The following is an 18,364-nucleotide window of genomic DNA, read 5'->3' on the forward strand; positions in this document are numbered from 1 at the left end:
TGCTTCGAGACGCGCTCCTGCGGAGCGCTCCTCAGCATGAGGTTGGTATTGGTGAACCGATCGTTACTCGGAAAGACCCTAGGCCGCCTGTTCGAGCGTCGAGGCGACGTCGCGTGTCGTCACGCGCCGCAGGTCGCGCACCTTGGTCGTGTCGAACGGCCGGGCGCGATGCATGGTGCAGCGATTGTCCCAGATCACCAGGTCGCCCTTGGCCCAGCGATGGGCATGCACGAAACGCGGCTGGGTCGCGTGCTCGATCAGGTCGAGGATGATCAGGCGCCCGTCGGCCACCGGCAGGCCGATGATGTGCGAGGCGTGCGCGGCGAGATAGAGCGTCTTGCGGTGCGAGCCGGGATGGGTGCGCACGACCCGCTGCGGCACCGGCGGCAAGGAGGCGCGCTCCTCGTCGGTGTACTGCACGACGCCGAGCTGTTCGCGCGACCGCCAGATCGAATGCTCGGCGACCAGCCCTTCCAGCTCCTTCTTCTTCGTCTCGGGCAGCGCATCGTAGGCCGCGCGCATGTCGGCGAATTCGGTGTCGCCGCCTTCGTCGGGAATGACATGCGCGTAGAGCATCGACAGGCCGCCGGGCACGGCGCGGAACGAGGCGTCGGTATGCCAGAGACGATTCGCCAGTCCGTCGAGGCGGCGGCGCGCATCGGGCTTCATCACATTGCCGTCGCCGTCGAGGTTCGAGATGTCGGCGATCTGGCTCGATGCGATCCGGTGCTTGATGTCGCGATGCCGGAGCTTCAGCGCCGAGGATTCGATCGGGCCGAAATTGCCGGCGAAGGCGACCTGCCGCTCGTCGTCGAGTGTCTGCCCGCGGAACACCACGACCGCGTAGCGGTTGATGGCATCCTCGATGGCCTGACGGTCGTCCGGGCTCAACGGCTTTGCCACGTCGACGCCGGAAATCTCGGCGACGAATTCAGGGTGAGTTGGCGTAACGGTGATGCTCACGACCGCCTCCCGCGGCTATAGTGCCTTTGCAAAACATTCTCTCCCAGGAAACGCCATGCCGCAAACCATGAAGCTCGCCCTGCTCGACGATTACCAGAAGGTCGCCCTGCGCATGGCCGACTGGGATCGCCTCCGCAAGCGCGGTATCGAGATCACCGTCTTCCAGGAGCCCTTCACCTCGATCGAGGACGCGGCGCAGAAACTGGCGCCCTTCGACATGCTGGGATTGCTGCGCGAGCGGACCGCCTTTCCGCGCGCGCTGATCGAGAAGCTGCCGAACCTCAAGTTCATGGTGCTGACCGGCGCCCGCGCCGCCAGCCTCGACGACAAGGCCGCGGCCGAGCGCGGCATTCCGGTCTCGACGACGCCGGGCGGCACCTCGAACGCGCCGACCGCGGAACTCGGTTGGGCGCTGCTGATGATGTGCGCGCGCGATCTCGCCAAGGCCGAGCGGCTGGCGCGCCAGGGCAAGTGGCACGACGGCATCGAGCAGATGGTCGTGCTCGAGGGCAAGCGGCTGGGCATTCTCGGCCTCGGCAAGCTGGGCAGCCGTGTGGCCCGTTATGCCAAGGCCTTCGGCATGGAAGTCGTCGCCTGGAGCCAGAACCTCACGCCCGAGAAGGCGGAAGCCGGCGGCGCGACGTACGTCACCAAGGACGAGCTGCTGGCGACCTCGGACTTCGTGTCGATCCATCTCGCCCTTTCGGATCGCACGCGCGGCCTGATCGGCGCCGCCGACCTCGCCAAGATGAAGAAGACCGCGATCCTGGTGAACACCTCGCGCGGCCCGATCGTGGACGAAGCGGCGCTCATCGAGGCGCTGAAGAACCGCACGATCCTGCACGCCGGCCTCGACGTCTACGACAAGGAGCCGCTGTCGGCCGACCATCCCTTCACTAGGCTCGACAACGTCACGCTCATCCCGCACCTGGGCTACGTCGTCGAGGAGAGCTACCGGCACTTCTACGAGGGCACGATCAAGGACATCGAGGCCTGGCTCGACGGCACGCCGATCAACGTCCTCAACCCGGACGCGCTGAAGAAGGCGTAGCGGGCCGCTGGAACCTTCGGCGCCACGGCGGATAAACGAAACAAACGAAATAAACGAAACAAACGAAGCGAATGTCGCACCCCTGGCGGAATGACCGGCGGCGCAACAATGTTGCCCTTCGGTGCTTCTTGGTAGGCTATTTCGTTCGCACCCTGACCACGATCAGCCAGACGGCGCCGGCGAGGATCACGCCGGCGGCCAGCCATTCCTGCGTCGTCAGGGTCGCGGGCGTCAGCCAGCCCAGGCGGGCGAACAGGGCTTCCAGCGCGATGGCGAAGAACGGCATGGCGGTGAGGGCGATCAGGTAGGTCTGCACGCCCGAATGGTTGATGGTCCAGAAGCCGAGCCAGGTGCCCGGCGCACGGAACAGCAGGCCGGCCAGGATGGCGTAGAGCCACAGTTCGATGCGGCCGAAAGCGTCGCCGCCGCCCGCCCAGGGCGAGGCCATGGCGCCGGCGAGACCGGCCAGCGTCCAGACCAGGATCAGCGCCAGCGAGGCGGCGACCAGGATCTCGCCGGTGAAGCGGCTGCGCGCCGCCGGATCGGCCGCGCGATTGCGCGGGTGGTAGGCGATCATCCACGAGGCCGCGACCGCGATGGCCTCCGAGGCGATCAGCCAGGCGACGCCACGCCACGCCGTCTCCGACCCCAGACCGGCGGCGAAAGCCGTTATGCCGACCGCCAGCAGCGCGAGGCCCGGCCAGTCGCGCCGCGACGGCGCCTGGCGCGTCAGCGCCCAGCCGGATGCGGCGCCGATCAGCACGCTCATCGTGGACAGGAGCGTGCTCTGCGTGACCGCCAGCCAGACGATGGCGGCGGCGGTGCAGCCGTTGATGATCACGCGCATGAAGGCGTAGCAGACCGTCCACGGCACCAGCAGGTCGGCCCAGCTTCCCGGCGTGCGCCGGCCGACCCACAACATGGCGAGGCCCGCCGTCAGCAGCTGCACCAGCGTGTAGGCCCAGGCGTCGAGCTGCGCGCCGCTCACGACGTGGCGCGTCAGCAGCAGATAGACCGACCAAAGGAGGGAGTTGCCGAGCGCAATGGTCAGGACGTGGCCGCTCATTGCGGATTCGGCAGGCTTGGTTTCAGGTGCGGAAGCGCAGCAGCAGGTGATTGACGCCGTTCAGCTTGACGTAGAGATCCTCGAACTGGGTGTAGAAATCCTCCCACTGCGGCAGGCCGCCCTGCGTGCCGAGCGAGGTGTAGATCTCCGCGACCGTCCGGCGGCCGTCGATCTGCGAGATGATGCGCGGCGCCAGCGGCGGAAGCTGGGCCCGCCACGGGAAACCGTCGAGGTTGGCGACCAGCGGTGCGCCGGGCTGCAGGCCGGCGGCGAACTTCTGCGCATCCATCTCGCGCAGCACCGGAATGGCCGAGGTGTCCTCGGGGCGCGCGACCGTGTCGAAGCCGGCGCGCGTCGCATAGAAGACATGGGTCCGCACGTTGCCGGCGAGACGTTCGGCAAACGCCGCCCGCTCGATCAGCGGCAGCGAACTGGCCTGACGGGCGATCACCGGATCGCTCATGTAGGTCGCGGGCTCGTAGCGCACCGGCTCGAGGAAGGCCACGACCCTCAGGCCGGAGGCGGCGGCCATCCTGCCGATCTGCGGCACCGTGAAGGCGCGGTCGCAGCTGTGCAGCAGCAGGTCGTAGAGGCCGGCGTCGCCGCCCGTCACATGGTCGTTGAGGTAGGGATTGCGACGGAACAGGTTGGTCGTCGGCAGGAAGCGGATCAGGCGCTTGGCCATCGCCAGCCGGTCCTCGATCGCCATCGACGGCGGTGCAATCGTCTGCAGCAGCTCCTGCAGCGGATAGACGCCGCTGCGGCCATATTCGCCGTAGAGCATGACGCCCATGCCGCCATCGGCATGCAGCACGCTGGCCAGCGCCTGCATCCCGGCGGTCGGGTCGGGCAGGTGGTGCAGCACGCCGGTGCAGTCGATGTAGTCGAAGTGGCCGATGTTCATCGTCGGCAGGTCGAGCAGCGAGCCGGTCAGGAACTGGATGTTGCGCAGGCCGCGCGCCTTGGCCCGGGCCTCGCAGATCTGGCGCGAGGCCGTCGACAGGTCGAGATAGACGACCTCGCCGGGGCAGCGGCGATCGACCAGCTGCTGGGCCAGCATGATGCAGGCATCGCCCGTGCCGCCGCCGGCGACCAGCGCCCGGAACGGCCGGATGAAATTCAGGCGGCCGGAGAAGAGATAGTGATTGATCTCGAGGACATGGCTCGGCGTGCCCGTGATCAGGCGGATCGCCTCGTCTCGCGGGTCTCGGGCAGGATAGGGCAGAGCCTCGTACTGGGCGCGAACGCTGTCCAACGGCGAGGTAAGGGTCATCAGGGCCTTGTTTGACGGCGGGCTGGGCGCTACCGGGAGGGTGGCAACGCCTGCCAATCATTACTGCAACAAATCGAAGGGCCATGAAAGGCTATTTCGGCATCGGTATCGAAGGTCCGAGCAAGTCGATGAATGTCGGCACCTTGTTCCGGACGGCTCACGCGTTCGGCGCCTCGTTCGTCTTCACTCTGCGCGCCCAATACGACGCGCGCGCCGGCGCGCTGGCCGACACGTCGGACACGCCGCTGTCGGTGCCGACCTACCGGTTTGCCGATCTCGAAAGCTTCCGCCTGCCGCTGGGCTGCCGGGTGGTCGGCATCGAGATCACCGACGAGGCGATCGAGCTGCCGAGTTTCCGGCATCCGCGCCAGTGCGCCTATATCCTGGGTTCCGAGCGGGAGGGCCTGTCGGCCGGTGTGCAGTCACTCTGCGACTACGTCGTAAAAATCCCCACGCGCTTCTCGGTCAATCTCGGCACCGCCGGCGCCCTGGTCATGTACGACCGGCTGATCAGCCTCGGCCGGCATGCGCCGCGGCCGGTCGGCGAGGGCGCGCCGACCGAGACGCTCGACGTGCCGGTGTTCGGCGAACCGCTCTACAAGCGCAAGGAGCGGATCAGGCTGCGAAAAAAAGAGCAGGCAAAACAATAGTTTACCCCGGCGCGGTTGCGCCGCGGGGGTGCGGCGACTATCTCGGGCGCTCCATGTCCGTCCTGCCCACCGAACCGCTGCAGATCCTCGAGCCCGGCGCCGCCGCGCACGGGCGCAACGACCTGCGCCGCAATCTGATCGGCCTGTCGCGCGACGGGCTCAAGACGGCGCTGGCCGAGGCCGGGCTGGAGCCGTTCCGCGCCGCCCAGATCTGGCAGTGGATCTACTGGCACGGCGTCACCGACTTCGGGCGGATGACCAACATCGCCAAGAAGGCGCGCGACCGCCTCGCCGACCAGTTCGTGATCGAGCGGCCCTCGATCGTGACCGAACAGCGCTCGGTCGACGGCACGCGCAAATGGCTGCTGCGCTTCGCCGACGGCAACGAGGCCGAGACGGTGAACATCCCCGAGACCGATCGCGGCTCGGTCTGCGTCTCCAGCCAGGTCGGCTGCACGCTCACCTGCACCTTCTGCCACACCGGCACCCAGCCGCTGGTGCGCAACCTCACGCCGGATGAAATCGTCGGCCAGTTCATGGTGGCGCGCGACAGCTATGGCGAATGGCCGACGCCGACCGCCGATGCCCAGCGCATGCTCAGCAACATCGTGATGATGGGCATGGGCGAGCCGCTCTACAATTTCGACAATGTCGTCGCGGCGCTCAAGATCGTCATGGACGACCAGGGCATCGCGCTCAGCCGCCGCCGCATCACCCTCTCGACCTCCGGCGTCGTGCCGATGATCCCGAAGGTGGGTGAGGCGCTCGACGTCAATCTCGCGGTGTCGCTGCACGCCGTCACCGACGAGGTGCGCGACACGCTGGTGCCGATCAACAGGAAGTGGCCGATCGCCGAACTGTTGAAGGCCTGCGCGGACTATCCCGGCGCGCGCAACAGCCGGCGCATCACCTTTGAATACGCGATGCTGAAGGGCGTCAATGACAGCGATGCCGATGCCCGCGAGCTGGTGCGCATCCTGAAGCCGATCCACGCCAAGGTGAACCTGATCCCGTTCAATCCCTGGCCGGGCGCGCCCTACGAGTGCAGCTCCAACAACCGCATCCACCGCTTCGCCGAGATCGTGAACGATGGCGGCCTGAGCGCCCCGGTGCGCACGCCGCGCGGCCGCGACATCTCGGCGGCCTGCGGCCAGCTCAAGAGCGCCAGCCTGCGCCAGCGCGGCGAGAAGGTCGCGCTGTAACAAAGTCTCCGTGGCCCTGAGGGCGCGTGAGTTTATTGGTCGGAACCACTTCGAACCTCCGCGGCCGGCACGCTCTCAAGCAGCGCTCCGGTCAGACCACGAGCTCAAACCGATGGTCCGTCACGTCGATGGTGCCGGTCACCTCGATCACGTCGACGACGGTGCGCGCGGCATTGGCGATCTCGTAGTGGCCGCCACCAAGATCGGTAAAGCTTGCGCCATCCCCGTACCCCCGGAAGACAAGGACGTCGCCATCACCGGCCGGACCGCTGCCACTGAAGTCGGTGACGGAGTCGCCGTTGGCCTCTCCCGCCACGAAGATGAAGCTGTCGGCTCCTGTGCCGCCCGTCATCGTATCGGCGCCTGTTCCGCCGTTCAGGGTATCGTTCCCACCGAAGCCGTAGAGGCTATCACTGCCACCCAGGCCGCTGAGAGTGTCACCATGAACACCGCCCTGGATCGTCTCGGCAGAAGCGGTTCCCGTGATGTCGAAGGCGGCGTTCTCGAGGCCGCTGATCCCGGCCGACGCGATCGCGGTGGAGACATCGGACACGGTTCCCGACAGCGTCGTCACCGACGACGCGTCGATCGCGCCGCTCGTCGCCGCATCGGTGGCGTTCAGGTCGCTGGCCGCCGCCGTGCCGGCAGCGATCGTCACGTGTTCGTTCCCCAGGCCGCTGATCCCGGAGGACGCATACGCCGTCGCAACCGCAGTCGCTGTGCCCGTCAGCGTCGTCACCGACGACGCGTCGATCACGCCGCTCGTCGCCACATGGATGGCGTTGAGGTCGCTGGCCGCCGCCGTGCCGGCAGCGATCGTCACGTGTTCGTTCCCCAGGCCGCTGATTCCCGACGACTCATACGCCGTCGCAACCGCAGTCGCGGTGCCCGTCAGCGTCGTCACCGACGCCGCGTCGATCACGCCGCTCGTCGCCACATGGATGGCGTTGAGGTCGCCGGCCGCCGCCGTGCCGGCAGCGATCGTCACGTGTTCGTTGCCCAGGCCGCTGATCCCGGAGGACGCATACGCCGTCGCAACCGCAGTCGCGGTGCCCGTCAGCACCGTCACCGACGACGCGTCGATCACGCCGGTCGTCTTGCCATCCAGGAAATTGATGGCCGTCGCCGTTGCCGCGGTATCGGACAGGATGACGGCTTCGTCGCCCCTGCCGCTGAAACCGGACGTGGAATAGGTGACGGCAAGGTCCGACAGAGAACCTGTGACCGTCAGGATCGACGCCATGTAGATCGTGCCGATGCTGGTTGCCGCATCGATCGCGTTGAGATCGGCGGCCGCTGCGTCCGTACCCCGCAGGATAACCCACTTGTTGCCGAGGCCGCTGATCCCGGAGGACGCGTAGGCCGTCGCCACGTCCGACGCCGTTCCATCAATCCACTTCACGCTCAGTGCGTCGATGGTCCCCGTGGTATTCGCATCGATTACGTTCAGGGCGCTGGCTGTCATGCTCGTACCCGACAGGGTCACATCGGCGGTGCCCAAGCCGCTGATCCCGGAAGACGCATAGCTGGTTGCCACCGCGGAGGCGGCCCCCGTCAGCGTCGTCACCGACGAGGCATCGATCAAGCCGGTCGTCCGCTTGTCCAGATAGTTGAGTGAAGCGGCCGCGACTGTAGCGTCAGTCAACGTGAGGGCCTCGTTACCAAAGCCGCGGATTCCGGTAGTGGTGTAGGTCGTCGTCAGGTCAGACAGAGAACCCGTCACCGTCAGCACAGACTGCGCGTCGATCACGCCGCTCGTCGCCGCATTGATGGCGTTCAGGTCGCTGGCCGCTGACGTGCCGGCAGACAGCGTCACGGTCTCGTTGCCCAGGCCGCTGATCCCGGAGGATGCGTACGCCATCACAACCGCAGTCGCCGTGCCCGTCACCGCCTTAACCGACGACGCGTCGATCGTCCCGCTCGTCGCCGCATCGATCGCATTCAGGTCGCCGGCCGCCGCCGTGCCGGCCGCGATCGTCACGTGTTCGTTCCCCAGGCCGCTGATTCCCGACGACTCATACGCCGTCGCAACCGCAGTCGCGGTGCCCGTCAGCGTCGTCACCGACGCCGCGTCGATCACGCCGCTCGTCGCCACATGGATGGCGTTGAGGTCGCTGGCCGCCGCCGTGCCGGCAGCGATCATCACGTGTTCGTTGCCCAGGCCGCTGATCCCGGAGGACGCATACGCCGTCGCAACCGCAGTCGCGGTGCCCGTCAGCACCGTCACCGACGACGCGTCGATCACGCCGGTCGTCTTGCCATCCAGGAAATTGATGGCCGTCGCCGTTGCCGCGGTATCGGACAGGATGACGGCTTCGTCGCCCCTGCCGCTGAAACCGGACGTGGAATAGTTGACGGCAAGGTCCGACAGAGAACCTGTGACCGTCAGGATCGACGCCATGTAGATCGTGCCGATGCTGGTTGCCGCATCGATCGCGTTGAGATCGGCGGCCGCTGCGTCCGTACCCCGCAGGATAACCCACTTGTTGCCGAGGCCGCTGATCCCGGAGGACGCGTAGGCCGTCGCCACGTCCGACGCCGTTCCATCAATCCACTTCACGCTCAGTGCGTCGATGGTCCCCGTGGTATTCGCATCGATTACGTTCAGGGCGCTGGCTGTCATGCTCGTACCCGACAGGGTCACATCGGCGGTGCCCAAGCCGCTGATCCCGGAAGACGCATAGCTGGTTGCCACCGCGGAGGCGGCCCCCGTCAGCGTCGTCACCGACGAGGCATCGATCAAGCCGGTCGTCCGCTTGTCCAGATAGTTGAGTGAAGCGGCCGCGACTGTAGCGTCAGTCAACGTGAGGGCCTCGTTACCAAAGCCGCGGATTCCGGTAGTGGTGTAGGTCGTCGTCAGGTCAGACAGAGAACCCGTCACCGTCAGCACAGACTGCGCGTCGATCACGCCGCTCGTCGCCGCATTGATGGCGTTCAGGTCGCTGGCCGCTGACGTGCCGGCAGACAGCGTCACGGTCTCGTTGCCCAGGCCGCTGATCCCGGAGGATGCGTACGCCATCGCAACCGCAGTCGCCGTGCCCGTCACCGCCTTAACCGACGACGCGTCGATCGTCCCGCTCGTCGCCGCATCGATCGCATTCAGGTCGCCGGCCGCCGCCGTGCCGGCCGCGATCGTCACGTGTTCGTTCCCCAGGCCGCTGATGCCCGACGATGCGTAGGCCGTCGCAACCGCAGCCGCGGTGCCCGTCAGCGCCGTCACCGACGACGCGTCGATCGTTCCAATGGTCGCCGCATCGATCGCATTAAGGTCTGCCGCCGCAGCCGTCGTATCAGACAGCGTTGCCGCCGCGTTGCCCAGGCCGCTGATCCCGGAGGACGCGTACGCCGTCGCAACAGCCGACAGGGTGCCCGTCAGCGTCGTCACCGACGACGCGTTGATAATGCCGCTCGTCTTGGCGTCCAGCGCGTTCAGGTCTGCCGCCGCGACAGTACTATCGTTCAGGGTCACGGCCTCGTTGCCCAGGCCGGTGATGCCCGACGACGCGTACGCCGCCGCGACCTTCGACAGCGGGCCCGTCAGCGTCGTCACCGACGACGCGTCGACCGTCCCGCTCGTATAGGCGTCTATAAACGTCAGGGCGACCGCCGCAAGGGTCGTGTCCGACAGCGTCACCGCCTCGTTGCCCAGGCCGCTGATCCCGCCGGACTGATAGGTCGTTCGAACGGCCGAGACCGCGCCCGTCAGCGTCGTCACCGACGACGCGTCGATCACGCCGGTCGTCTTGGCGTCCAGCGCGTTCAGGTCTGCCGCCGCGACCGTGGTATCCGACAGCGTCACTGCCGCGTCGCCCAGGCCGGTGATTCCTGACGACGCATACGCCGCCGCCACATCCGACAGCGAGCCCGTCAGCACCGTCACCGACGACGCGTCGATCGTTCCGCTCGTCGCCGCATCGATGGCGTTCAGGTCACTGGCCGCTGCCGTGCCGGCAGACAGCTCCTCAAGCGTCACCGCCGCGTTGCCGAGGTCGGTGATCCCGGAGGACGCGTACGCCGTCGTAACCGCGGACAGCGTGCCCGTCAGCGTCGTCACCGACGCCGCGTTGATGGTCCCGCTCGTCGCCGTGTCCAGCGCGTTCAGGTCCGCTGCCGCGACAGTGCTATCGTTCAGGGTCACGGCCTCGTTGCCCAGGCCGGTGATCCCCGACGACGCATGCGCCGCCGCCACCGCGGACAGCGAGCCCGTCAGCACCGTCACCGCCGCCGCGTCGATCGTCCCGATCGTCGCCGCATCGATGACGTTCAGGTCACTGGCCGCCGCCGGGCCGGCAGACAGCGTCACCGCCTCGTTGCCGAGGCCGCTGATCCCGGAGGACGCGTACGCCGTCGCAATCGCAGCCGCGGTGCCCGTCAGCACCGTCGCCGCCGCCGCGTCGATCGTCCCGCTCGTCGCCGTATCGATCGCATTCAGGTCGCTCGCCGCCGCCGTGCCGGCAGACAGCGTCACCGTCTCGTTGCCCAGGCCGCTGATCCCGGAGGACGCGTAGGCCGTAGCAACCGCAGCCGCTGTGCCTATCAGCGTCGTCACCGAGGATGCGTTGATCACGCCGGTCGTCGCCGTATCCAGCGCGTTCAGGTCTGCCGCTGCAGCCGACGTATCCGACAGCGTTGCCGCCGCGTTGCCCAGGCCGCTGATCCCGGAGGACGCGTACGCCGTCGCAACAGCCGACAGGGTGCCCGTCAGCGTCGTCACCGACGACGCGTTGATAATGCCGCTCGTCTTGGCGTCCAGCGCGTTCAGGTCCGCTGCCGCGACAGTACTATCGTTCAGCCTCACGGCCTCGTTGCCCAGGCCGGTGATGCCCGACGACGCGTACGCCGCCGCGACCTTCGACAGCGGGCCCGTCAGCGTCGTCACCGACGACGCGTCGACCGTCCCGGTCGTATAGTCGTCTATAAACGTCAGGGCGACCGCCGGAAGGGTCGTGTCCGACAGCGTCACCGCCTCGTTGCCCAGGCCGCTGATCCCGTCGGACTGATAGGTCGTTCGAACGGCCGAGACCGCGCCCGTCAGCGTCGTCACCGACGACGCGTCGATCACGCCGGTCGTCTTGGCGTCCAGCGCGTTCAGGTCTGCCGCCGTGACCGTGGTATCCGACAGCGTCACTGCCGCGTCGCCCAGGCCGGTGATTCCTGACGACGCATACGCCGCCGCCACATCCGACAGCGAGCCCGTCACCGTCGTCACCGACGACGCGTCGATCACGCCGGTCGTCGCCGTGTCCAGCGCGTTCAGGCTGACCGCCGCCACCGTGCTATCCGACAGCGTCACCGCCTCGTCGCCCAGGCCACTGATCCCCGAAAACGCATAGGCCATCGCCACGTCCGACAGCGAACCCGTCACCGTCGACACCGACGACGCGTCGATCGTCCCGGTCGTAAAGGTGGCCAGCGCAAGCACATCCGCCACCGCGACCGTGGCGTCCTCCAACGTAACCGCCGCGTAGATGGGGGCGTTGATCCCGGAGGACCCATAGGCGGTCGCCACGTCCGACAGCGAGCCCGTCACCGTCGTCACGTACGGTTCTGTAACGACCGTCCCGTCCGTAATGGCATCGAGGGCATTCAGGTCAGCCGCACTGACCGTCGCGTCGACCACGATCAGCTCATCGGAGCTACCCAACAATACCAGAGCGTCCGCAAACGACATCGGATCGCTGGAAGAGCTGCCATCCTGGGCGCCTGCGCCGTCGCGGGATACGTAGTTGGACGCGGCGAAAATACTCATCTGATGCCCCTTCAGTACAGCCAGCACCACGCCGCGCCGTGGCCCGAGCGACTGTGCGGGCGGAAATTAGGGCGGCACAAAAGCATAACTCTGGTAACGAAGTCGAACCAAATTGATCGCATTTTCTGGCATATTCGTTACGAAGTGTCTGCCCCTTTGAGTTGTGGGCCTCGGATCGCCACCCGTTTGAGGCAGCGGCGTCGGCGATGGACCGTCGACCGAATTCACCAGGACGTCCGGTCGTGTGACGAGCCCTGGCGTATCTGTGTCCCGGTCGGTACGGCGATGCCGACGAGAGAGTGCGGCCCTGTTGGCGGACGTTTACGCACTTGGCGCCAATCCATGGGCGCGGCCCGTCGCCCTCGATCGGCCCGTGGAGGAAGGCCCGACCCGCTGGTCGATCTTCTTGCACAGCCGTAACGCCCTTCGACGACGGGGCGGAGCCTGCCCAGAGGCTTCCCTGGGGGGCGCGTCGCTCAGGACGACGGAATCTCTTGTTTGGCTATTTCGTGAAGGCCGCGACCTTCGAGAGGAAGGCGAGTTCCGTCGAGACGGGCTGCAGCCCGGCTCCCTCAAACCACTCTTCCAGACGGCCTTCGGTGTACTCGGCGTAATACGGCTCGTGGAAGTAATGCGGGAAGAGGTCGAGCAGGCCGTTCCAGTCGGGGCGGTCGCCCTTCTGCAGGGAGTCGACGATCACGATCAGCCCGCCGGGCTTCACGACGCGCGCCATCTCGGCGATCGCCTTGGCGCGGATTTCCTTCGGCAGTTCATGCAGCAGGAACGAGGAGACGATCAGGTCGAGGCTCGCTTCGGCGAAGGGCAGGGATTCAGCCGCCGCCTCGTCGAGCTTGACCCGCGCCGTGCGGCCGATCAGGCGGCGCGCTTCGTCGAGATAGGGGCGGCTGAGGTCGAGGCCGGTGAGCTTCAGGCCGGGCCAGGCGCCGTGCAGTGTCGCGAGCAGGCGGCCGGTGCCGCAGCCGACGTCGAGGCCTCGGACGTCGCGCTGGTTGCGGTCCGCGAGCCAGGCGGCGATCGGCGCCAGGGCGCGGCGGCGCATGACGTCGGCGGCGCCGGTGAACAGTACCTCGACCTGGGTGTCGTACAGGGCGGCCGAGTGGTCCGACAGCCAGCCGTCGCTCTGGAAATGGAAATTCTGCCGGTAGTAGTCGGGCAGGCCGTCGGCCTGGGTGCCGGGCGGCAGCTCGTCGTCGAGGGCACCGTGCCGCCGTGCATCGACCTGGGGCAGGTCGCGGAAATAGAGCAGGCTGCGGCGCAGGAACTCGGCCGGCTCCGGTCGGAGGGGGCGAGGGGCGGGAAACAGGCCGGCCGCGACATCCCGCCATTCCCGCCCGAACAGTGCACGCATCTCGGCGGTCAGCTCGGCGCGGCCGGGCGTCGGCCCGACGGGAAAATCGGGTTTCGGCATCGGCTTCATCAGGCGGCGGCCGGCGGCGTAGTGCCCGGCGTACCAGGCGACCCGGGCGGTCTGGCGGGCGGCGTAGGAGAGGCGGTCGAGGGGGGAAACCATGGGATGCTATTCTCGCCTCGATTATAGCGTCTTTGCGGCGCCCTTGCCCCGGTGGGGTCGACCGCTATATTCGCGCGCCTTTTACCGAATCGACACGAAAGCGGCCAGCATGAGCGTTTCTTATACCGGGCCCTACAAGAAGGGCGACATCAAGAAGGTCGTGCTCGCCTATTCCGGCGGCCTCGACACCTCGGTCATCCTGAAATGGCTGCAGACGGCCTATGGCTGCGAGGTGGTGACCTTCACTGCCGATCTCGGCCAGGGCGAGGAACTGTCGCCGGCCCGCAAGAAGGCCGAGCTGCTCGGCATCAAGCCCGAGAACATCTATATCGAGGACGTGCGCGAAGAGTTCGTGAAGGACTTCGTCTTCCCGATGTTCCGCGCCAACGCGCTCTATGAGGGCCAGTACCTGCTCGGCACCTCGATCGCGCGGCCCCTGATCTCCAAGCATCAGATCGACCTCGCGCTGAAGACCGGCGCCGACGCCGTCTGCCACGGCGCCACCGGCAAGGGCAACGACCAGGTCCGCTTCGAACTCTCCTATTATGCGCTGAAGCCGGACATCAAGGTGATCGCGCCGTGGCGCGAGTGGGAGCTGACCTCGCGCACCAAGCTGCTCGAGTTCGCCGAGGAGCACCAGATCCCGATCGCCAAAGACAAGCGCGGCGAGGCGCCGTTCTCGGTCGACGCCAACCTGCTGCACTCCTCCAGCGAGGGCAAGATCCTCGAAGATCCGTGGGAAGAGGCCGACGAGATGGTCTATCAGCGCACGATCTCGCCCGAGGCGGCGCCCGACAAGGCGACCTACATCACGATCGACTTCGAGAAGGGCGACGCCGTCGCCATCGACGGTGTCGCGATGTCGCCCGCGACGCTGCTCACCAGGCTCAACGAACTGGGCAAGGCCAACGGCATCGGCCGCCTCGACCTGGTCGAGAACCGCTTCGTCGGCATGAAGAGCCGCGGCATCTACGAGACGCCCGGCGGCACGATCCTCTACGCCGCCCATCGCGGTATCGAATCGATCACGCTCGACCGCGGCGCCGGCCATCTCAAGGACGAGGTGATGCCGAAGTATGCCGAGCTGATCTACTACGGCTTCTGGTACTCGCCGGAGCGCGAGATGCTGCAGGCGCTGATCGACAAGAGCCAGGAGAACGTGACCGGCACGGTGCGGCTCAAGCTCTACAAGGGCAACACGACCGTCGTCGGCCGCAAGTCGCCCGTTTCGCTCTACTCGATGCAGCACGTGACCTTCGAGGAAGACCAGGGCGCCTACAACCAGCGCGACGCCGAGGGCTTCATCAAGCTGAACGCGCTCAGGCTGCGCCTCCGGGCGCTGGGCCAGGGCGGCCCCAAGTCCTGAACGGACACCCGACCTGACCGGAGCGGCGCATGCCTTTTGACAACGACCAGCGCCGCCTCCCCGGCGGGCGCGGAACGGGCGAGCGGGCGATCAACCTGCCGCCCGCCGTGCTCTGGCTGATCGGCATCAATGTCGCCGTTCAATTGCTACGCCAGCTGCTCGGCGAGCAGGCCGACCAGGAGATCATCCTGCAGTTCGGCCTGGTGCCGGCCGCCTACACGACCGACAGCGGCCAGGATCTCTTCTCGCTGCTCGTGGCGCCGATCACCTACCAGTTCCTGCATGGCGGCTGGATGCATCTCGGCATCAACATGCTGACGCTCGCGGCCTTCGGCGCGCCGGTCGAACGGCTGCTGGGCGTGCGCCGCTTCGTGCTCTTCTACCTGGTGTGCGGCGTCTTCGCGGGCCTGGTGCATGTCCTCGTCTATCCCGAGTCGCTCGATCCGGTGGTCGGCGCGTCGGGCGCCATCAGCGGCATCTTCGGCGCCGTGCTGATGCTGATGCGCTACGTCGGCAGCCTGACCTCGCTGCTGCCGGTCGCCGGCATCTGGATCGCGCTCAACGTGTTCTTCGGCCTGTTCGGCGGCATGCCGGGGGCGGGCGGCGAATCGGTCGCCTGGGTGGCGCACATCGCGGGCTTCGTGTTCGGTCTCGCGGCCATACGCTTCTTCGCACCGCGAACCCGTTAACCCGCTATAGTCGGTCGATGGCCGACAACGGGATTCCGCTGCGACGAACGCTGGTTGCCAACGCCGTGGCCCTGGCCCCGTCAGGGGCGGCACTCGCCATCCTCTTTGGCCTCGGCGAGCTGTCGGGCCGGTCCGCGCTGATCGCGATGGCCGGTATTGCCGTGGTGACGATGCTCCTGGTCCAGCGCTATCTCGGCTCGCTGGCGAGCTTCGCGCGGTTCGTGGGGGAACTCTCGGACGAGCGCGAGCCGGTGATGCCCCGTCTTTCCTTCGCCCCGGCCACCGAGGAACTGGCGACCGCGGCCGCCACCCTCTCGACCGGATGGCGTCGCCAGCGCGCCTCGATCGACAATCTGGCGGCCTCCGCCCAGGCGATCGTCGACGGTCTTCCCGATCCCCTGGTGTGCCTCGACCGGCAGCGCCGCATCGTGCGCACCAATCTTGCCGCCGCCCTGCTGCTCGGCAGTCCCGGTGGTTCCGAGCGCGACGTCTCGACGGTGCTGCGCCAGCCGCAGCTCCTGGCCGCCATCGACGCGCTGCTCGAGACCGGCCCCGACGGCAACTTCGCGCGAACCGACCAGAGCGTGGTCGAACTGGTGCTCGCGGGGCCGCCGGAGCTCGACATGGTGGCCCATCTGCGACGCCTGCCGCGGGCCGCCGCCGACGGCTCGCTGGCGCTGATCGTGCTGCACGACACCACGGCCCTGCGCCGCGCCGAGCGCATGCGCGCCGATTTCGTGGCCAATGCCAGCCACGAACTCAAGACGCCGATCGCCGGCCTGGCGGGTTTCATCGAGACCCTGCGCGGCCCGGCCCGCGAGGATTCCGCAGCGCGCGAGCGGTTCCTGGGCATCATGGCCGAGCAGGCCGACCGCATGCGCCGGCTGGTCGACGACCTGCTCATGCTGTCGCGCATCGAGCAGCACGAGCATGCAAGGCCCGCCGCCGCCGTCGATCTCGACCGTGTGCTGCGCTCGGTGCTCGACCTGCTGCAGCTCAAGGCCTCCTCGCGCAAGGTCAGGCTCGAGATCGACCTGGCCGCCGATCTGCCGCGCGCCACAGGCGACCATGACGAGCTCATCATCGTCTTCCAGAACCTGATCGACAACGCGGTCAAGTACGCACGGCCCGAGACCTCCGTCAGGGTCGAGGCGCGGCGGTCGGGCAAGGACCGTGTGGCGGTTGCCGTCAGCGACGAGGGCGACGGGATTCCGGCGGCGCACCTGCCGCGCCTCACCGAACGCTTCTACCGTGTCGACACGGCCCGCTCGCGCCAGCTCGGCGGCACCGGTCTGGGGCTCGCCATCGTCAAGCATGTCGTCAATCGCCATCGCGGCCGGCTCGACATCCAGAGCACGCCGGGCAAGGGCTCGACCTTCACGGTAACCCTGCCGGCCTCGGACGTGGCCTGACGTCTCGGCGGTCGTCGCGAAAGCGCGTTGTAAGGAAACCGCCGCATAGTGCCGGGCATTGGATACGCGAGAGTCCGCCCGATGACTGGCAAAGCAAGCGAACCGAGCGAAATCGTGGTGACCGCCCAAATGATCCGGGCCGGTCTGGAGGTCGTGAAATCGTGGCCTGCACTGACCGATGGGGAGGCACTGGCCATGGCCTATCGCGCCATGGCGGCGGTGGCGCCCCCGGACAGTCTCGCCCTCAGCATGCCGACGCCGACGATGCTGCAGGCCCTGCGGATGCTCGGCCACAAGTAGCGTGTCGTAAGCTCGTCGAAATCGGGCTGCCGCAATCGAGCCTCCGTCCAAGCCTTCAATGGTGTCGCTCTCGGAGAGCGAAGGAGGATCAGATGATCAGGAAGATGGTGCTCAATTCCGCGATCGTGGCGGCGACGCTGATGCCGATCGCCGCGCTCGCCCAGTCGCCGGACGCGGCCTACTGCTCGGCGTTGGCGGCCAAATACGATCAGTATCTCGACATGAGCTCGAAAGGGGGCCGGCAGCCCCAGAGTCTGGAGGCCCGTGTCGCCGTCGAAAAATGCAAGGCGGGCGATACCAGCGGGATCGCGGGGATCGAGAAAGCGCTCAAGGACGCCAAGATCGATCTGCCGTCGAGAGGGTGATCGATCCGGGCGAGGGAGGTTCGATGCGTGTGCTCATCATCGAGGACAGCCGGGATCTGGCCGCATTGATCGCCGTTGCCCTGAAGCGTGCGGGCATGGATGCCGACATCGTGGGACTGGCGGATGAGGCGAGGCTCGCCGTCCGGGCCGTGCAGTATGCGGCCATCGTGCTCGATCTCGGCCTTCCCGACGCCGACGGATTGATGGTGCTCGACCAGCTGCGAAAGCGGCACGAAGCGACGCCCGTCGTCATTCTGTCGTCGCGGAGCGCACTGGGCGACCGGGTGAGCGGCCTCGACAGGGGTGCGAGCGATTACATGATCAAGCCCTTTGCGATGGCCGAACTGGTCGCCCGTCTCCGGGCGGTCATGCAGCGTCCGCCGGACATGGCCGCCCCGGTCCTCGCCATGGGCAACCTGACGTTCGATGCCGAGAGCCGTCTCGCGGTGATCGGCGGCAGGACGGTCACCGTTCCGGCGCGGGAGGCCGAGCTGCTGGAAGTCTTCCTGAAGCGGAGCGGAAGAGTGCTGGTCCATGACGTGCTCGATGCGCTCGTCTTCGGAGGCGCGCACGACAAGGCGTCCAATGCGGTCGAGGTCTATGTCCATCGCCTGCGCCGCCTGCTGGCCGATGCCGGTTGCGATGTCGAGATCCACACGATCCGCGGCGTCGGCTATCTGATGCGGCCGTCGACGCCTGCGCTGACGGCCGCGGTCGCCTGAGTTCGGCGCGGCTGCGGCGTCGGAT

The 18,364-nt window shown here is 67.4% G+C and carries 14 protein-coding genes; 9 read left to right on the forward strand and 5 right to left on the reverse strand.

The features are described 5' to 3' along the window. Positions 1-78 precede the first annotated feature (78 nt). Positions 79-963: a TauD/TfdA dioxygenase family protein gene (locus tag ACP15H_RS26110; protein WP_425069046.1), complete on the reverse strand. Its 885-nt coding sequence runs from the start codon at positions 961-963 to the stop codon at positions 79-81. Between the two features lie 55 nt (positions 964-1,018). Here ACP15H_RS26110 and ACP15H_RS26115 point away from each other — a divergent pair, with 55 nt between their 5' ends. Then, entirely contained in the window at positions 1,019-2,014 is a 996-nt protein-coding gene (locus tag ACP15H_RS26115) for a D-2-hydroxyacid dehydrogenase family protein (RefSeq protein ID WP_425069047.1), read from the forward strand. 136 nt (positions 2,015-2,150) lie between these two features. On the opposite strand, the gene ACP15H_RS26120 is transcribed toward ACP15H_RS26115, so the two are convergent. Then, positions 2,151-3,080 (reverse strand): hypothetical protein, encoded by a 930-nt coding sequence (locus ACP15H_RS26120; RefSeq protein WP_425069048.1) that lies wholly within the window; start codon positions 3,078-3,080, stop codon positions 2,151-2,153. Positions 3,081-3,102: 22 nt separating this feature from the next. After that, positions 3,103-4,353 (reverse strand): class I SAM-dependent methyltransferase, encoded by a 1,251-nt coding sequence (locus tag ACP15H_RS26125; RefSeq protein WP_425069049.1) that lies wholly within the window; start codon positions 4,351-4,353, stop codon positions 3,103-3,105. An 83-nt stretch (positions 4,354-4,436) separates the two neighbouring features. On the opposite strand from ACP15H_RS26125, the gene ACP15H_RS26130 reads away from it, so the two are divergent. Further along, on the forward strand, positions 4,437-5,003 hold the full coding sequence (locus tag ACP15H_RS26130) for an RNA methyltransferase (protein ID WP_425069050.1): 567 nt from the start codon (positions 4,437-4,439) through the stop codon (positions 5,001-5,003). 53 nt (positions 5,004-5,056) lie between these two features. Then, positions 5,057-6,205, forward strand: a complete 1,149-nt coding sequence (gene rlmN / locus ACP15H_RS26135; RefSeq protein WP_425069051.1) for a 23S rRNA (adenine(2503)-C(2))-methyltransferase RlmN — start codon at positions 5,057-5,059, stop codon at positions 6,203-6,205. 91 nt (positions 6,206-6,296) lie between these two features. On the opposite strand, the gene ACP15H_RS26140 is transcribed toward rlmN, so the two are convergent. Further along, entirely contained in the window at positions 6,297-11,954 is a 5,658-nt protein-coding gene (locus ACP15H_RS26140) for a beta strand repeat-containing protein (RefSeq protein WP_425069052.1), read from the reverse strand. A gap of 502 nt (positions 11,955-12,456) precedes the next feature. Next, positions 12,457-13,485, reverse strand: coding sequence for a methyltransferase domain-containing protein (locus ACP15H_RS26145; RefSeq protein ID WP_425069053.1), 1,029 nt, complete (start codon positions 13,483-13,485; stop codon positions 12,457-12,459). Positions 13,486-13,594: 109 nt separating this feature from the next. On the opposite strand from ACP15H_RS26145, the gene ACP15H_RS26150 reads away from it, so the two are divergent. From ACP15H_RS26150 to ACP15H_RS26175, 6 genes are all read left to right on the forward strand, one after another. Further along, a complete protein-coding gene (locus ACP15H_RS26150; RefSeq protein WP_425069054.1) occupies positions 13,595-14,851 on the forward strand; it encodes an argininosuccinate synthase in 1,257 nt (418 codons plus the stop codon). A 29-nt stretch (positions 14,852-14,880) separates the two neighbouring features. Continuing rightward, positions 14,881-15,540 carry a rhomboid family intramembrane serine protease gene (locus ACP15H_RS26155; protein WP_425069055.1) on the forward strand — a complete coding sequence of 220 codons (660 nt, stop codon included), beginning with the start codon at positions 14,881-14,883 and terminating at the stop codon, positions 15,538-15,540. Positions 15,541-15,557: 17 nt separating this feature from the next. Then, a complete protein-coding gene (locus ACP15H_RS26160) occupies positions 15,558-16,952 on the forward strand; it encodes an ATP-binding protein (protein WP_425069056.1) in 1,395 nt (464 codons plus the stop codon). 81 nt (positions 16,953-17,033) lie between these two features. Next, entirely contained in the window at positions 17,034-17,252 is a 219-nt protein-coding gene (locus ACP15H_RS26165) for a hypothetical protein (protein WP_425069057.1), read from the forward strand. Between the two features lie 92 nt (positions 17,253-17,344). Further along, on the forward strand, positions 17,345-17,617 hold the full coding sequence (locus ACP15H_RS26170) for a hypothetical protein (RefSeq protein ID WP_425069058.1): 273 nt from the start codon (positions 17,345-17,347) through the stop codon (positions 17,615-17,617). 23 nt (positions 17,618-17,640) lie between these two features. Beyond that, positions 17,641-18,339 (forward strand): response regulator, encoded by a 699-nt coding sequence (locus tag ACP15H_RS26175; RefSeq protein ID WP_425069059.1) that lies wholly within the window; start codon positions 17,641-17,643, stop codon positions 18,337-18,339. The last annotated feature ends 25 nt before the right edge of the window (positions 18,340-18,364 follow it).

Origin of the sequence: Reyranella sp., from assembly GCF_965249915.1 — a bacterium.
In the GTDB taxonomy this organism is placed as follows: Bacteria; Pseudomonadota; Alphaproteobacteria; order Reyranellales; family Reyranellaceae; genus Reyranella.

Excerpts from the sequence above, each read along its gene's own strand:
- ACP15H_RS26115 (WP_425069047.1), top strand. The coding sequence starts at position 1,019 with ATGCCGCAAACCATGAAGCTCGCCCTGCTCGACGATTACCAGAAGGTC.
- ACP15H_RS26120 (WP_425069048.1), bottom strand. The coding sequence starts at position 3,080 with ATGAGCGGCCACGTCCTGACCATTGCGCTCGGCAACTCCCTCCTTTGG.
- ACP15H_RS26125 (WP_425069049.1), bottom strand. The coding sequence starts at position 4,353 with ATGACCCTTACCTCGCCGTTGGACAGCGTTCGCGCCCAGTACGAGGCT.
- ACP15H_RS26130 (WP_425069050.1), top strand. The coding sequence starts at position 4,437 with ATGAAAGGCTATTTCGGCATCGGTATCGAAGGTCCGAGCAAGTCGATG.
- rlmN (WP_425069051.1), top strand. The coding sequence starts at position 5,057 with ATGTCCGTCCTGCCCACCGAACCGCTGCAGATCCTCGAGCCCGGCGCC.
- ACP15H_RS26140 (WP_425069052.1), bottom strand. The coding sequence starts at position 11,954 with ATGAGTATTTTCGCCGCGTCCAACTACGTATCCCGCGACGGCGCAGGC.
- ACP15H_RS26145 (WP_425069053.1), bottom strand. The coding sequence starts at position 13,485 with ATGGTTTCCCCCCTCGACCGCCTCTCCTACGCCGCCCGCCAGACCGCC.
- ACP15H_RS26150 (WP_425069054.1), top strand. The coding sequence starts at position 13,595 with ATGAGCGTTTCTTATACCGGGCCCTACAAGAAGGGCGACATCAAGAAG.
- ACP15H_RS26155 (WP_425069055.1), top strand. The coding sequence starts at position 14,881 with ATGCCTTTTGACAACGACCAGCGCCGCCTCCCCGGCGGGCGCGGAACG.
- ACP15H_RS26160 (WP_425069056.1), top strand. The coding sequence starts at position 15,558 with ATGGCCGACAACGGGATTCCGCTGCGACGAACGCTGGTTGCCAACGCC.
- ACP15H_RS26165 (WP_425069057.1), top strand. The coding sequence starts at position 17,034 with ATGACTGGCAAAGCAAGCGAACCGAGCGAAATCGTGGTGACCGCCCAA.
- ACP15H_RS26170 (WP_425069058.1), top strand. The coding sequence starts at position 17,345 with ATGATCAGGAAGATGGTGCTCAATTCCGCGATCGTGGCGGCGACGCTG.
- ACP15H_RS26175 (WP_425069059.1), top strand. The coding sequence starts at position 17,641 with ATGCGTGTGCTCATCATCGAGGACAGCCGGGATCTGGCCGCATTGATC.